The organism is Streptomyces sp. bgisy027 (assembly GCF_057710365.1).
Genome location: NZ_JBYIVZ010000027.1, coordinates 58,448 through 72,882, shown reverse-complemented (window position 1 = coordinate 72,882; position 14,435 = coordinate 58,448). Strand labels below are relative to the sequence as shown.

The 14,435-nt window shown below is 73.6% G+C and carries 13 protein-coding genes; 7 read left to right on the top strand and 6 right to left on the bottom strand.

Annotated elements, in window-relative coordinates; genetic code table 11:
* Positions 1-144 precede the first annotated feature (144 nt).
* From AC3ETA_RS26600 to AC3ETA_RS26590, 3 genes are all read left to right on the top strand, one after another.
* Complete coding sequence (locus tag AC3ETA_RS26600; RefSeq protein WP_432195425.1) at positions 145-1,662, top strand: aromatic amino acid ammonia-lyase; 1,518 nt, start codon at positions 145-147, stop codon at positions 1,660-1,662.
* The gene (locus tag AC3ETA_RS26595) at positions 1,659-2,519 is read left to right on the top strand and encodes a MurR/RpiR family transcriptional regulator (RefSeq protein ID WP_432195424.1); all 861 of its coding nucleotides are present in this window, start codon (positions 1,659-1,661) and stop codon (positions 2,517-2,519) included. Before AC3ETA_RS26600 ends, AC3ETA_RS26595 begins: the two co-directional genes overlap by 4 nt.
* A gap of 89 nt (positions 2,520-2,608) precedes the next feature.
* The gene (locus AC3ETA_RS26590) at positions 2,609-3,196 is read left to right on the top strand and encodes a hypothetical protein (RefSeq protein ID WP_432195423.1); all 588 of its coding nucleotides are present in this window, start codon (positions 2,609-2,611) and stop codon (positions 3,194-3,196) included.
* A gap of 1 nt (position 3,197) precedes the next feature.
* Here AC3ETA_RS26590 and AC3ETA_RS26585 read toward each other — a convergent pair whose 3' ends face one another.
* The 5 genes from AC3ETA_RS26585 to AC3ETA_RS26565 all read right to left on the bottom strand — a co-directional run bounded on the left by AC3ETA_RS26585 (position 3,198) and on the right by AC3ETA_RS26565 (position 6,939).
* Entirely contained in the window at positions 3,198-3,572 is a 375-nt protein-coding gene (locus AC3ETA_RS26585) for a roadblock/LC7 domain-containing protein (RefSeq protein WP_030965085.1), read from the bottom strand.
* Between the two features lie 14 nt (positions 3,573-3,586).
* Positions 3,587-4,084, bottom strand: coding sequence for a roadblock/LC7 domain-containing protein (locus AC3ETA_RS26580; protein WP_432195422.1), 498 nt, complete (start codon positions 4,082-4,084; stop codon positions 3,587-3,589).
* 79 nt (positions 4,085-4,163) lie between these two features.
* On the bottom strand, positions 4,164-4,955 hold the full coding sequence (locus tag AC3ETA_RS26575; protein ID WP_432195421.1) for a transcriptional regulator: 792 nt from the start codon (positions 4,953-4,955) through the stop codon (positions 4,164-4,166).
* Positions 4,952-5,344: a hypothetical protein gene (locus tag AC3ETA_RS26570; RefSeq protein WP_432195420.1), complete on the bottom strand. Its 393-nt coding sequence runs from the start codon at positions 5,342-5,344 to the stop codon at positions 4,952-4,954. Before AC3ETA_RS26570 ends, AC3ETA_RS26575 begins: the two co-directional genes overlap by 4 nt.
* A gap of 182 nt (positions 5,345-5,526) precedes the next feature.
* Complete coding sequence (locus AC3ETA_RS26565) at positions 5,527-6,939, bottom strand: type III PLP-dependent enzyme domain-containing protein (RefSeq protein WP_432195419.1); 1,413 nt, start codon at positions 6,937-6,939, stop codon at positions 5,527-5,529.
* A 128-nt stretch (positions 6,940-7,067) separates the two neighbouring features.
* Here AC3ETA_RS26565 and hutU point away from each other — a divergent pair, with 128 nt between their 5' ends.
* From hutU to hutI, 4 genes are read left to right on the top strand one after another with little or no spacing between them, the layout of a single operon-like run.
* A complete protein-coding gene (hutU, locus tag AC3ETA_RS26560) occupies positions 7,068-8,786 on the top strand; it encodes a urocanate hydratase (protein WP_432195418.1) in 1,719 nt (572 codons plus the stop codon).
* Positions 8,783-10,063, top strand: coding sequence for an allantoate amidohydrolase (locus AC3ETA_RS26555; RefSeq protein WP_432195417.1), 1,281 nt, complete (start codon positions 8,783-8,785; stop codon positions 10,061-10,063). The genes hutU and AC3ETA_RS26555 overlap by 4 nt, the downstream gene beginning before the upstream one ends.
* Positions 10,060-11,421 (top strand): formimidoylglutamate deiminase, encoded by a 1,362-nt coding sequence (locus AC3ETA_RS26550; protein ID WP_432195416.1) that lies wholly within the window; start codon positions 10,060-10,062, stop codon positions 11,419-11,421. Before AC3ETA_RS26555 ends, AC3ETA_RS26550 begins: the two co-directional genes overlap by 4 nt.
* A complete protein-coding gene (gene hutI / locus AC3ETA_RS26545) occupies positions 11,418-12,713 on the top strand; it encodes an imidazolonepropionase (protein WP_432195415.1) in 1,296 nt (431 codons plus the stop codon). Before AC3ETA_RS26550 ends, hutI begins: the two co-directional genes overlap by 4 nt.
* A gap of 27 nt (positions 12,714-12,740) precedes the next feature.
* Here hutI and AC3ETA_RS26540 read toward each other — a convergent pair whose 3' ends face one another.
* The gene (locus AC3ETA_RS26540) at positions 12,741-14,342 is read right to left on the bottom strand and encodes a ricin-type beta-trefoil lectin domain protein (protein ID WP_432195414.1); all 1,602 of its coding nucleotides are present in this window, start codon (positions 14,340-14,342) and stop codon (positions 12,741-12,743) included.
* Positions 14,343-14,435: the final 93 nt, after the last annotated feature.

Below are 14,435 nucleotides of genomic sequence, written 5' to 3'. Positions count from 1 at the left end.
GCACGGGTGTGCCCCTTGCCCGGCTGCATAACATCATGCAGAGTTCTTGATAGCTGAATAGGTTGTCCACGGATGGATGGACCCGAAGTGACGGATGACCGAAGGGTGAGACGGGATGTCCGGACTGAGGGGAGGTTGAGCTTGATGTCGTCTCGGATCGTGGACGCGTCGGATGTTGTGACTCCTGGGCGCACCGGCCTCGTCGTCCTCGACGGGATCGGGCTCGGCGTCGAGGACGTCGCACGCCTCGCCGACGGGGCCGCCCGGCCGGTGGCCGCGACCGACGCGATGAAGCGGGCCGAGGAGTCCTGGGACGCGGCCCGTCTCATCGCCGCGACCGGCCGCGTCTACGGCCGCTCCACCGGCGTCGGCGCGAACCGGAACGAGGACGTGCCCACCGAGGCCGCGGCCGAGCACGGCCTGCGCCTGCTGCGCAGCCACGCCGGCGCCATCGGCGAGGAGCTGCCCGCCCGGCAGGTGCGGGCCATGCTCGCCGTACGCGCCAACCAGCTCCTGGCCGGCGGCGCGGGCCTGCGCCCCACCGTCATCACCGCCCTGTGCGAGGCACTGCGGAGCGGCGCCCACCCGGTCGTCAACGAGTTCGGCTCGGTCGGCACCGGCGACCTCGCGGCGCTCGCGCAGACCGGCCTCGCGCTGGCCGGCGAGCACCCCTGGCGCGGCTCCGGGGCGCCGCAGCCGCAGCCGCTGGACAACAACGACGCCCTCGCGTTCATCAGCAGCAACGCCCTGACCCTCGGCCAGGCCGCCCTCGCCCTGCACGAACTGCGCGGCCTCATCGCCGCCACCCAGGTCGTCGCCGCCCTGTCACTGCTCGCCGTCGACGGCTCCCACGAGGCGTACGCCGCCCCCGTGCACACCGCCCGGCCGCACCGGGGCAGCACCGAGGTCGCCCGCCGGATGCGGGAGCTGATCGGCGCCGAGGACCGCCCCACCCCGCCGCTGGGCCGTATCCAGGACCCCTACGGCTTTCGTTGTCTGCCCCAGATACACGGCCCCGCGCACGACGCCGCCGACGCCCTGGAGCAGGTGCTCGCGGTGGAGATCAACGCCGCCGCCGAGAACCCCCTCATCTCCCCGGAGGACATGGCCGCCTACCACCACGGCGGCTTCTACCAGGCCCAACTCGCCCTCGCCCTGGACCACTTCCGGCTGGCGCTGACCCAGGTGGCCCGGCTGTCGACGTCCCGGCTCGCCACCCTGAACGAGCCCGCCTACACCCGCCTGAGGCCCTTCCTCGCCGATCAGGAACCCGCCTCCTCCGGTGTGATGATCCTGGAGTACGCCGCCGCTGCCGCCCTCGGCGACCTGCGCGCCTTCTCCGCCCCCGCCTCGCTCGGCCACGCTGTACTCTCCCGGGGCGTGGAGGAGCAGGCCAGTTTCGCCTCGCTCGCCGCACGGCAGACACTGCGCGCGTGCGGTGCGTACCGTCTCGTCGTCGGCTGTGAACTCGTGGCCGCGGTACGGGCGTTGCGCCAGCGCGGCCTCGGGCCCGACGCTGAGCTTCCGATCGGCCGGGCGATGGAGCTGGCCGAGTCGGTGCTCGACGACGACCCGGCCGACCGTCCGCTCACCGACGACGTGACGGCGGCGGCCGCACTGCTTGACCGGTTCACGGAGATCTGGAGGGGGAGCGCGGGATGAGCGCGGACAGGAACACGAACGGGACGGACAGCCCCGCCGCGCGACTTCAGGCGCTCTTCGAAGGGCACCGGCTCACGCCGACCCAGCGGCGCATCGCGCACAGCATGGTGCGGCGGGCCGCCGACGTGCCGTTCCTGTCCAGCGTCGAGCTGGCGGAGCTCGCCGGGGTCAGCCAGCCGTCCGTGACCCGCTTCGCCGTCGCCCTCGGCTTCGACGGCTACCCGGCGCTGCGCAGGCACCTGCGCGAGGTCGCGCCCGTGGAGCAGGCCCCGGACGCCGGCTCGTACAACGAGTACCAGCAGGCCGTCGAGGCCGAGATCGAGAACCTGCGGCATCTGGCGGAGGTGCTCGCCGACCCGCGCCCGGTGCGGAAGGCCGGACGCCTGCTCTCCGCCTCGCGCCCGCTGCCGGTGCTCGGCCTGCGGGCGGCGGCCTCCCAGGCCTACGGCTTCGCGTACTTCGCCGCCAAGGTCCATCCGGACGTACGGCTGCTGCACGAGGGCGGCACGATGATCCACGACCGGATCGACGCCGCCGTACGGGCCGGGGCCACGGCCCTGCTCTGCTTCGCGCTGCCCCGGCATCCGCGCGAGGTCGTGGACACCCTCGCCTGCGCCAAGGAGGCCGGGCTGACCGTCGTGACGGTCGCGGACTCCGCGTTCGCGCCGGTCGCCAAGGTGTCCGACCTGCTGCTGCCCGCCGCCGTCGGCACGGGCCTCGCCTTCGACACGGCCTGCGCGCCGATGCTGCTGGGCCGGGTCCTGCTGGAGGCCATGTGCGACGACCTGCCGGACGCCCAGGCGCGGCTGGAGGAGTTCGACGCGCGGGCGGCGAACCGGGGGCTGTTCGTCGAGTGACCTCCCGAGAGATTCTTAAGGCTCGTCTCACGTTCGCTGGCTAGCGTGCGCGCACAGCGGCTGGACAGTGCTGAGACAGGAGGCGGAACGTGGCACGCGGTGGAGGACAGGGCCTGGCCAGGGTGGCCGTCGTCGTACGGGCCGGGGCGGGCCCGCTGTGGTGGCTCGGGGTGTTCGCGGCCGGCGTCGGCGTGCTGGTGCCGGGCTTCACGGGCCGCAGGATCGGCGTCCTGGCCGGCGCCGCGCTGTTCATCGTCACGGCGGCCGTGGTGGCGTCCGTACGCCGGGGGCGCTACACCGCGCTGATCGGCTCGGCCGCTCGCGCCGGCAAGCACGACGTGCTCCAGGTCCGCGCGGTCGCCGTGCGCAACTGGCGCCGGGGCCACCGCTGGTGGCTGGTCCTGGCGTTCCTCGCCGCGCTGGGCGCCGCGTTCGCGGTGCCGGCGGCCGGCGGGATGCTGCTCGCGGGATACGGAGCCGGGCTGCGGCTCAAGGCGGCGTGGCTCGGGCGGCGGGAGCGGGCCGAGGGCGCCCTGCTGTGGGTGCGGGTCGACTGGCTCGACGGCCGGGGCGGCCGCCCCGCAGGCAAGGCCGTGAAGGGCTATCGCACCACGGGTGTCGCCGCGGGCGACGCGGCCCCCGGCGGGGCCCGCCGCCGCACCGCGGCGCTCGTCTAGGTCAGACCTCCAGGTCCTCCTCGATCTTCTTCAACTGGTGCCGGGCCATCGCCAGGTTGGCCCGCTTGCCGTCGAGCACCAGATAGAGGAACAGGCCGTTGCCCCCGCGCCCGGCGATCAGCCTGATCAGGTGGTACTGGTCGGAGAGGGTGATCAGGATGTCCTCGATACCGCCCTTGAGGCCGAGGTGCTCCATCGTGCGCATCTTGGCGCGGACGACGTCGGTGTTGCCGGCGGCGGCGACATTGAGGTCGAAGCTCTTGCTGCCGCCCAGCGTGCCGAGCGCCATCCCGCTGGTGTAGTCGACGAGTGCGACCCCGGTCGCGCCCTCGATCGAAGCGAGGCATTCCTTCAGGGTGGTCTCGGTGTTGGCCATGACGTGTCTTCCTCTCAACTTTCGTTAGTGGTGCGCGCGTTGGCGGTGGTGCGTGCGGAACGCGCGGTCTTCGTGCGAGTGGGCATGGGTCTGGCGGGCTCCTTGGCGGAGCTCTTGGCGGGGCTCCTGCGCACAGGCAGCGCCTCCGCGTCGACGAGCTCCCCGATCCGGGCACCGGCCCGGCGGCCCTCCAGATGGAGCCGGCCGACGTTGACGCGGTCCGTCGCGAGCAGGGTCAGCACGGCGGTACGGCCCGCCGCGTACGTCGCGACATAGCCGTCGGTGCCGCGGACGAGCAGCTCGCGCAGGTCGCCCCGGCCGGTCGCGTCCGTCATCCGGACCGCGACGCCGAGTGCGGCGGCGGTCAGGGCGGCGAGGCCGTCCGGTTCCACGCCGGGCGTGTCATGGGCGATCACGAGGCCGTCCACGCCGGCCGCGAGCGCCCCGGTCAGCTGGGGCACACGGGCTCTGAGCCGGCGGAACTCGTCGAGTATCGGGGCCTCGGCCGCCATCAGGTTTCTCCTCTCGGCTCGGGACCGCTGCGGTGGGCGAGGCACCCCACCCGGCTCGCGGTCCTCGAAGGGTTTGCGGTCAAAGGGCCTCCAGCGCATCCCTGACCCTCTTCAGCAGCGCGACGTAGGGATCGGCGGCGGCGTCGGGCGGGGGATCCGGAGCGGGCGGCGGCTGCGGGGACACCAGCCCCGCGGCGGCCAGCCGCCTCAGGTGCACCAGCGTGTGGAACGCCGGCCTGCCCAGCTCCCGGGCGATGTCCGCGGCCCGGCGCACGCCGTCCACTCGCTCCAGCACGGCCGCCTGCCGGGACGGCACCACGGGCGCCGCGACCGGGTCGGCCCGGATCAGGGGCGCCGCGTCGGTCGCCGGGTCGGGCCAGATACGGCGCAGCAGGGCGCGGCGGCGCAGCGTCTCGTGCTCCAGCTCGGCCACCGGCACCGGATGAACCGAGGCGAGCCAGTGCGCGGTGCCGTAGCGGAAGCGGCCGGGCGTGCTGCTCGGGCCGAGCGCGAAGTACGCGGCGTCGTACAGGGCGCTCACCTGCGCCAGCTCCAGCGCGCCCGGCGTGACGCCGTGGCCCAGGAGCCGTCCCTGCTCGGCGCTGTCCTCGATGCCCTGCCAGGTCTCGGCGTCCAGTGCGCCGTGAGCCGTCAGCAGCATGCCGAGGCTGGGCGCGAGCGGGCTCTCGGCGTGCACGACCCGGCCCTCGGCCAGGTGGAGCGTGCCGTGCTCCCGCTCCAGCACGCCGGTGGCCTGCTCCTCGGCGAGCCGGGTCAGCATCGGCGAGACGCCGCCCCCGGCCTGCTTGAGGGCCACCTGCCGGTCCCGGACCGGCAGCCGCGGCGGCGGGGTGCTCGCGATCACGGTCATCCCAGCACCAGCCGTTCGGCCATCTCGCCGAGCCGGATACGGGCCAGCGCGAGATTGCCGTCCGCGCGGGCCAGCCACAGGTACAGGAACACGCTGCTGTCGAACGACGTCGGCACGAACCGCAGCACGTGGTAGCTGTCGCGGTTGCTGAGGATCAGGTCCTCGACCGGCGGATCCACCGGGTCCGTGTCGTCCTCGGTGCCGAAGGCCCCCTGCTCGGCGGCCAGCCGGGCCAGTTCGGCGGCCTCGGCCGCGGCCGTCTCGTGATCTCCTCCCGGTGGGTCGCCCACGGTGCCCAGGGCCAGCCCGCTGGTCCAGTCGACCAGCGCGGCGCCTCGCGCACCGGGCAGCCGCATCGTCTCCAGCAAGCACTCGTCGATTCCGGGCACCGTCGCTCCCCTCCCGCCGCGGGGTTCGGCTGAGTGACCGCCAAACTACGCAACGTGTGTGCGGCGAGTGAGCGTTCAGGCATTTTCCAGTGGAACATGCGCCGGAGGACTAAGGTGGGTCAACTGGCCCTGCTTTCGGTCCAGTTGATCACGTATGGCCTACTGCTCCGCGTCGGCGTGCGTCAACGGCTCTTCGGCGCGCTCAGGGTGGTGAGCGATGCCGCGTGCGCCCCTCCCGATTCGGCCACGATCTCGTCGAGCGACTGTGCCTCGCGCACCGTCGCGAAGGCGATGGTGCCGCCGGCGTCCGGTGCGAAGCCGTGAACGCCGGGCCGGGCAAGGGAGTTGTACGCGTAGTGGTGGGCGAAGTAGTACGCCCCCGTGTCCAGCGCCGCCGCGAAGTCGCCCTGCTCCAGCAGCGGCAGCGCGCCGCCCTCGGCGAGCAGGTCGCCGGAGAAGCAGGCCGGCCCGGCCACGTCCTGCACCACGTCCGGACCGTCCTTCGGGCGCCCCTTGCCGTCGTACGCGGCGATCCGCAGCGGCCAGCTCCCCGGCGCGTACACCGTCCGCGTGGCGACCTGCACGCCCGCGTGCGTGACCGCCACCGGCCGCCCGCCCGCGCTCTTGGCGTACTCGACCCGCGCCACGATCGTCCCGTGCTTGGCGAGCAGCGACCGCCCGAACTCCGTGACCAGGCCGTAGCGCCCGTCGAACAGCCCCGGCACCGCCTCGCTCAGCAGCCGCGCGTACTGCGCGTACGTCGGCGTGGTCGCGTCCGACGCGAAGTTCACCGGCAGCCCGCCGCCGATGTCGAGGGTGTCGATCTGCCGCCGCCCGATCCGCCGGTTGATGTCCTCGGCCAGCGCGTACGCCTGCGTGACCCCCTGGACCATCAGCGACAGCGGGATGCCCTGCGAGCCGGTGTGCGCGTGCAGCCGGGTCAGCCACGGGCGGTCCCGATACGCCTGTACGACCCACTCGCGCGCCCCCTCGTCGCGCAGCGCCACCCCGAACTTCGAGGTCGCCGTGGCCGTCGAGGTCGCCTCGATCGAGCCCCCGCCGACCTGCGGATTCACCCGGATCCCGAGCGGTGAGCGGCTGGCGGCGGAGCTCATCAGGGCGTCGATGCGCGCGAGCTCCTGCGGGTTGTCGGCGTTGACGGCGATGCCCAGTGCCAGTGCCTCACGCAGCTCGGCCGGTGTCTTGGCGGGGGAGTCCAGCACCGTCACCTCCGGGCCGAGCCCCGCCGCCCGCGCCAGCGCCAGCTCGCCCGGGCTCGCCACCTCCGCGCCGATGCCCTCCTCGCGCAGCAGCCGCAGCACCGGCACCAGCGGGGTCGCCTTCACCGCGAAGGCGTGCAGCACCGGGGTGCCGGGTGCCACCACCGCGTCGAACGCCGCCCGCAGGGCCGCCGCCGACTCCCGGATGCCCATGACGTCGAGCAGGCCGACGATGGGCGCGGAGGGCCCGAGCAGCCCCTGCTCCACGGCCGCCCGCACCGCGTCGTCGCGCCGTCCCACCCGTTCCGCGTCCCCGGCCGGGATCTCGATTCCGTTGCCCACAACATCCCCCGTCATGTCGTTGTACGAGCCCATGCATCCAGCCAAACACCAGAGCGGCGGCAGTGCGGGCGCACCGATCTATTGACTAGTTCTATTCAGGAAGTCAGGATGTGAATATCCATCTCAACAGTCCGCAGTCACAGTCCGCTGGGAGGCAGACCATGTCAGGACCCCGCCCGCCCGTCTCCCACCACCACCCCCGAACAAGGCCCTACGGGCCGCCCCCCGGTGGTGTCCGAGCACCGCGCGGTACGGAACTGAGCGCCCTGGGATGGCAGCAGGAAGCCGCTCTGCGGATGCTCCAGAACAACCTCGACCCCGAGGTCGCCGAGCACCCCGACAAGCTCGTCGTCTACGGCGGCACCGGCAAGGCCGCCCGCGACTGGCGCTCCTTCGACGCCATGGTGCGCACGCTGAAGGGCCTCAAGCAGGACGAGACGATGCTCGTCCAGTCCGGCCGTCCCGTCGGCGTCATGCAGACCCACGAGTGGGCCCCGCGCGTCCTCATCGCCAACTCCAACCTCGTCGGCGACTGGGCCAACTGGGAGGAGTTCCGCCGCCTGGAGGCCCTCGGCCTGACCATGTACGGCCAGATGACCGCCGGCTCCTGGATCTACATCGGCACCCAGGGCATCCTCCAGGGCACCTACGAGACCTTCGCCGCCGTCGCCGCGAAGAAGTTCGGCGGCACCCTCGCCGGGACGATCACCCTCACCGCCGGCCTCGGCGGCATGGGCGGTGCCCAGCCGCTCGCCGTCACCATGAACGACGGCGTCGCCATCTGCGTCGACTGCGACCCGCGCGCCATCGAACGCCGCATCGAGCACCGCTACCTGGACGTGAGGGCCGACAGCCTCGCCCACGCGCTCCACCTCGCCACGGAGGCCCGCGACCAGCGCAAGCCGCTGTCCATCGGCCTCCTGGGCAACGCCGCCGAGCTGCTCCCGCAGATGCTCGCCGAGGGTGCCCCGATCGACATCGTCACCGACCAGACCTCGGCCCACGACCCGCTGGCCTACCTGCCGGTCGGCGTCGCCTTCGAGGACATGGCCGACGCCGCCGCGAAGGACCCGGCCGGGTTCACCCAGCGGGCCCGCGAGTCCATGGCCAGGCACGTCGAGGCCATGGTCGGCTTCATGGACGCCGGCGCCGAGGTCTTCGACTACGGCAACTCCATCCGCGGCGAGGCCCGGCTCGCCGGATACGACCGGGCGTTCGCCTTCCCCGGCTTCGTCCCCGCCTACATCCGCCCCCTGTTCTGCGAGGGCAAGGGCCCCTTCCGCTGGGCGGCCCTGTCCGGCGACCCGGCCGACATCGCCAAGACCGACAAGGCGATCCTGGAGCTCTTCCCGGAGAACGAGTCCCTGCACCGCTGGATCAGGATGGCCGGCGAGCGGGTCCACTTCCAGGGCCTGCCCGCGCGCATCTGCTGGCTCGGCTACGGCGAGCGGGACAAGGCCGGCGAGCGCTTCAACGACATGGTGGCGAGCGGTGAGCTGGCCGCGCCGCTGGCGATCGGCCGCGACCACCTGGACTGCGGTTCGGTGGCCTCCCCCTACCGCGAGACCGAGGCCATGCTCGACGGCTCGGACGCGATCGCCGACTGGCCGCTGCTGAACGCCATGGTCAACGTGGCCTCCGGCGCCTCCTGGGTGTCCATCCACCACGGCGGCGGCGTCGGCATGGGCCGCTCCATCCACGCCGGCCAGGTGACGGTGGCCGACGGCACGAAGCTCGGCGGCGAGAAGATCCGCCGGGTACTGACCAACGACCCCGGCATGGGCGTCATCCGGCACGTGGACGCCGGTTACGACATCGCGGAGTCGGTCGCCGACGAGCGGGGCGTGCGAGTGCCGATGCGCGAAGGTGACGACGCGTGACGGACGTTGAGGGCGGGCACGGCAAGGCTCCGGCTTCGCCGGGTGCCGGTCAGGGCGGCAGTTCCTTCCACGAGATGTGGCGCGACCTGCTCCCCATCGGCCGGCACCCCGACTCCCACGGCTACCGCCGCTTCGCCTGGACCGGGGCCGACCTCGACTGCCGGGCCTGGTTCCAGGACCAGGCCGAGGCACGCGGGCTCACCTACGAGGTCGACCGCAACGGCAACCAGTGGGCCTGGCTCGGTGACCCCGCCGCCGGGGACGCCGTCGTCACCGGGTCGCACCTCGACTCCGTGCCGGACGGCGGCGCCTTCGACGGACCTCTCGGCGTGGTGTCCTCCTTCGCCGCGCTCGACGAACTGCGCGGCCGGGGCGCGGACCTCGCGAGGCCCCTCGCCATCGTCAACTTCGGCGACGAGGAGGGCGCCCGCTTCGGGCTCGCCTGCGTCGGATCCCGGCTCACCGCCGGACAGCTCACCGTGGACAGCGCCCACAAGCTGACCGACGGCGACGGAGTGAGCCTGCCGCGGGCCATGGAGGCCGCCGGATACGACCCCGGCACCCTCGGGGCCGACCCGGAGCGGCTCGACCGCATCGGTGCCTTCGTCGAACTCCATGTCGAGCAGGGCCGGGCGCTGGACCTCTCCGGCGACCGGGTCGGTATCGCCAGCGCGATCTGGCCGCACGGCCGGTGGCGGTTCGACTTCCGGGGCGAGGCCAACCACGCGGGCACCACCCGCCTCGTGGACCGGCGCGACCCGATGCTGACGTACGCCGAGACCGTGCTCGCGGCCCGCCGCGAGGCCGAACTCGCCGGCGCCGTCGCCACCTTCGGCAAGATCGCCGTCGAGCCGAACGGCGTCAACGCCATCCCGTCCCTGGTGCGCGGCTGGCTCGACTCCCGGGCCGAGAACCAGACAAGTCTCGACACCGTCGTCGGCGGCATCGAGAAGGCGGCCCGGAGCTACGCGGACGCGCACGGGATCGAGCTCGACGTCGTCCGCGAGTCCTTCACGCCCGTCGTCGAGTTCGACCACGCCCTGCGCGACGAACTGGGCCGCATCCTGGGCAAGGACACCGACCTCACCGTGCCCGTCCTGGGCACCGGGGCCGGACACGACGCCGGGATCCTCTCCGGGCGCGTCCCGACCGCCATGCTGTTCGTACGCAACCCCACGGGCGTCTCGCACTCCCCGGCGGAGTTCGCCGCCGAGGACGACTGCGTGGCCGGGGTCATCGCGCTCGCCGACGTACTGGAAGGGCTGGCCTCCAGGTGACGACCAAGACCTACTGGCTGGAGCACGCCTGGCTCGACACGCATGTCGCGTCGGGCGTCGCCCTGACCGTGTCCACAAGCGGCTCCGCCGCGGGGACGGACGGTCGCATCGCCGCCGTCCGCACGGACGTCCCCACCCCGCCGCCCGGCGCGGAGATCCTGCGCGGTCTCACCCTCCCCGGGCTGGCGAACGCGCACAGCCACGCCTTCCACCGCGCCCTGCGCGGCACCGTCCAGGTCGGCTCGGGCACCTTCTGGACCTGGCGCGAGGTCATGTACTCCGTCGCCGACCGGCTGACCCCGCAGACCTATCACGCGCTCGCCCGCGCGGTGTACGCCGAGATGGCGCTGGCCGGCATCACCTCGGTCGGCGAGTTCCACTACGTCCACCACGCGCCCGGCGGCACCCCCTACGCCGACCCCAACGCGATGGGTGAGGCCCTCATCGCGGCCGCCGCCGATGCCGGTGTCCGCATCACCCTCCTCGACACCGCCTATCTCTCCTCCGGCTTCGGGCAGCCGCCCACCGCCCACCAGCTCCGCTTCTCCGACGGGAACGCCGAGGCCTGGGCCGCACGCTCTTCACTTCTCAAGGAACGGGATCACGCACGGATCGGGGCCGCCGTCCACTCCGTACGGGCCGTGCCCGCCGACCAGCTTCAGACCGTGGCGCGGTGGGCCGAGGAGCGGCGGGCGCCGCTCCATGTGCACCTGTCCGAGCAGACCGCCGAGAACGAGGCGTGCCTGGAGGTCCACGGCTGCACCCCCACCCAGCTCCTCGCTCTGCACGGTGTCCTCGGGCCGCGCACCACCGGCGTCCACAACACCCACCTCACCGCCGAGGACATCTCCCTCATCGGCGGCAGCGGCACCGGCACCTGCATGTGCCCGACCACCGAGCGGGACCTCGCGGACGGCATCGGTCCGGCCGTCGCCCTCCAGAACGAGGGCTCACCGCTGTCCCTCGGCTCCGACAGCCACGCCGTGGTCGACCTGCTCGAAGAGGCACGCGCGATGGAGCTCAACGAGCGCCTGCGCACCCGCACCCGCGGTCACTGGACGGCGGCGGCCCTGCTGCGGGCGGCCTCCGCCGACGGCCACGCGGCCCTCGGCTGGGACGAGGCGGGCACCCTGGAGGCCGGCGCGCTCGCCGACTTCACGACGATCGCGCTCGACTCGGTCAGGACGGCAGGGCCGCTTCCGCGGCTCGGGGCCGAGACGGCCGTATTCGCCGCGTCGGCAGCGGACGTGTCGCATACGGTCGTGGCGGGCCGGCACGTCGTGCGGGACGGGGCCCACACCCTCGTACCGGATGTGCCGAAGGCCCTCGCGGACGCCGTCGCAGCCCTGCGCGGATGATCCCGGGCCGCCCGTCCGCGCGGCCCGCCTCCGCCCCCGAACCCGACCCCACCGCCGACCAGGCAACCAAGGACGCCATGAGCAACGCGACGACCGTCAGCCCCGCCCACTCCGCGAGCACCGCAAGCACGCTCATCACCAACATCGCCGCCCTGGTCACCAACGACCCCTCCCTCGGTGACAGATCCCCCCTCGGACTGGTCCAGGACGCCGCGGTCGTCATCGAGGGCGACCGCGTCGTGTGGACCGGTGATCAAAGCAAAGCACCCGCCACTGACAATCGGATCGACGCAGGCGGCCGGGCCGTCGTCCCCGGCTTCGTGGACTCCCACTCGCACCTCGTCTTCGCGGGCGACCGCACCCAGGAGTTCAACGCCCGGATGTCGGGGCGGGCGTACAGCGCGGGTGGCATCCGCACGACGGTCGCGGCGACCCGGGCGGCGAGCGACGGGGAACTGGAAGCCAACCTCACCCGCTACCTCCACGAGGCCCTGCGCCAGGGCACCACCACCTTCGAGACCAAGTCCGGCTACGGCCTGACCGTCGAGGACGAGGCCCGCGCCCTGCGCATCGCCGCCGCCCACACCGACGAGGTCACCTACCTCGGCGCCCACATCGTCCCGCCGGACCACGCCGAGGACCCGGCCGGCTACGTCGCCCTCGTCACCGGCGAGATGCTCGACGCCTGCGCCCCGTACGCCCGTTGGGTCGACGTCTTCTGCGAGAAGGGCGCCTTCGACGGCGACCAGGCGCGCGCGATCCTCACCGCGGGCAAGGCGAAGGGCCTGCACCCGCGCGTCCACGCCAACCAGCTCACCTACGGCCCCGGCGTGCAACTCGCCGTCGAACTGGACGCCGCCAGCGCCGACCACTGCACCCACCTCACGGACGCGGACGTCGACGCCCTCGCGAACGGCCGAACGGTCGCCACCCTGCTGCCCGGCGCCGAGTTCTCCACCCGCGCCGAGTGGCCGGACGCCCGCCGCCTGCTGGACGCGGGCGTCACCGTCGCCCTGTCCACCGACTGCAACCCGGGCTCGTCGTTCACCTCGTCCGTGCCGTTCTGCATCGCCCTCGCGGTACGGGACATGGGGATGACCCCGGACGAGGCGCTGTGGTCCGCCACGGCCGGCGGGGCCGCCGCCCTGCGCCGCGACGACATCGGCCGCCTCACCCCGGGCGCCCGCGCCGACCTGCTCCTGCTCGACGCCCCGAGCCATGTCCACCTGGCCTACCGGCCGGGCGTACCGCTGGTCAGCGGGGTGTGGCGGAGCGGCGTGCGCGAGGTCTGAGGCCGCGGGGGCGCCGGGCCGTCCGGGTCAGGACGCCCCCGCCCGCCACCGCTGGGCGGAGCTCCCGCTCACAGGCTCCAGCGACAGCACGTCCCCGGCACCGCCGTACGGTGTCACGGCCGTCCCGAAGGCGATGGCGGGGCGGATGAGCCCCGCGCCGTCCACCACGAACATCAGGTTCTGCCCGTTGCGGCCGTCCACCGAGTCGCACGACCAGATGCCGACGCCCCGGTCCGTCGAACCCCGGCTGTCCAGGCAGAAGCCGGGATCGGCGGCCGACTGGAGGACACCGCGATCCGCGTCGACCCGCCAGCGCTGAGTACTGGACGACGTGCAGGACGCGGTGATCACGTCGGTGCCGTTGAAGAACGCGCCGCCCACGTCCAGGCACAGTCCCGAGTCCACGTTCACGACCTGGGCGTACGTGCCGCCCGGCGGGCGCGTGGGCGACGGCGTGGGCTTCGGGCGGGCCGTCTTCGTCGGGGACGGACTCCTGGTCGGCGACGGGGACTTGGAGGTCCGCGACGGTGACGGGGAGGGCGACGGCGATGTCGGCGTCGCCGAGACCGTCGCCGTCACGGTCACCGCGACCGGCGGCACGCGCGCCGGGGTGCTCGCCGAACCCACCGGGTCCTGCGGCGTCGATCCGCCCTGCGCCACCAGGAACGCCACCAGGGGCAGCAGCGCCACGCCCAGCGCCGCCGACACCAGCACCACCCGACGGCGCTCCAGCGGCCCGCCTCCGCCCGGCAGGCTCCGGCCCGGGCGGACGCGCCGCGCGGCGAGACCCCCCGCCGGCGTCCCGGCCGACTCGCCCGCGCCGCCCGCCACGTACCCCGTCCCGCCCCACGGCAGCAGCCCCTCCGCGAGCGCCGTGCGCGGGGAGTCCCGCAGCGCCGACAGCTCCTCGTGCGCCGTCGTGCAGTGCGGGCAGTGCGTCATGTGGGTGTGCAGATCGGCGCTGCCGCGGGGACTGTCCGGCCGTACGGACTCCTCGATGAGCCGGCCGAAGTCGACGCAGTCCGGGTCGTCGGAGGCTGCCAGGCGGGCGCGCAGACAGGCGCGGGCCAGCAGCTGGCGCGCCGGGTCCGTGCCGTAGGTGACGTCCTCGCGGGTCAGGCCGAGGAGGGACGCGGTCCGCTCCACCGGCTCCCGCTCCACGACGCCGTACCAGATCAGGCCCTGGGTGCGCGGCGGCAGGGACTGCAGCGCCGTGAGCATGGGCGGGACCGGGCCGCCGGGACCGGCGGTGTTGAGGACGAGCAGCAGGCCGGCGTCCAGGCCGGCGGCCCGTTCGTCCATCGCCCAGGACCCGGCCGTCCGGGCGGTCAGCAGCAGGAGCTGGAGCCGCCAGGGGACGCCGGGGTCGATGCCGCGTGCCGTCTGACGGGCCGCCAGGGTGAATGCCTGGGCCGCCAACTGCCGCGCCATGGAGTCGTTCGGGGTGCACTGCCGGGCGTAGGCGAGGACGTGAGCGTGATGGCGGGTGCGGAGCTCCTGGAGCGCCTGGTAGGCGGTGGCCGTGTCGGCACGCAGCAGTTCGGTGAGCCGTGCGTCGGACGCGCCCGCGTGGACTCCGTGGGCGTGTTCCTCACGGCCATGGCCCCTGTCGTCGTCGGCCCGAGCCATTGCGCCGCCTCCTTGCAGCCTTGCGACCCGCCCGGAGTCCTGGCCTACCGGCGGGTACGACGGCTCATAGTGGAGGAAGCCGGGCCGTGGGGA

Excerpts from the sequence above, each read along its gene's own strand:
- AC3ETA_RS26600 (WP_432195425.1), top strand. The coding sequence starts at position 145 with ATGTCGTCTCGGATCGTGGACGCGTCGGATGTTGTGACTCCTGGGCGC.
- AC3ETA_RS26565 (WP_432195419.1), bottom strand. The coding sequence starts at position 6,939 with ATGGGCTCGTACAACGACATGACGGGGGATGTTGTGGGCAACGGAATC.
- AC3ETA_RS26595 (WP_432195424.1), top strand. The coding sequence starts at position 1,659 with ATGAGCGCGGACAGGAACACGAACGGGACGGACAGCCCCGCCGCGCGA.
- hutI (WP_432195415.1), top strand. The coding sequence starts at position 11,418 with ATGATCCCGGGCCGCCCGTCCGCGCGGCCCGCCTCCGCCCCCGAACCC.
- AC3ETA_RS26580 (WP_432195422.1), bottom strand. The coding sequence starts at position 4,084 with ATGGCGGCCGAGGCCCCGATACTCGACGAGTTCCGCCGGCTCAGAGCC.
- hutU (WP_432195418.1), top strand. The coding sequence starts at position 7,068 with ATGTCAGGACCCCGCCCGCCCGTCTCCCACCACCACCCCCGAACAAGG.
- AC3ETA_RS26575 (WP_432195421.1), bottom strand. The coding sequence starts at position 4,955 with ATGACCGTGATCGCGAGCACCCCGCCGCCGCGGCTGCCGGTCCGGGAC.
- AC3ETA_RS26585 (WP_030965085.1), bottom strand. The coding sequence starts at position 3,572 with ATGGCCAACACCGAGACCACCCTGAAGGAATGCCTCGCTTCGATCGAG.
- AC3ETA_RS26540 (WP_432195414.1), bottom strand. The coding sequence starts at position 14,342 with ATGGCTCGGGCCGACGACGACAGGGGCCATGGCCGTGAGGAACACGCC.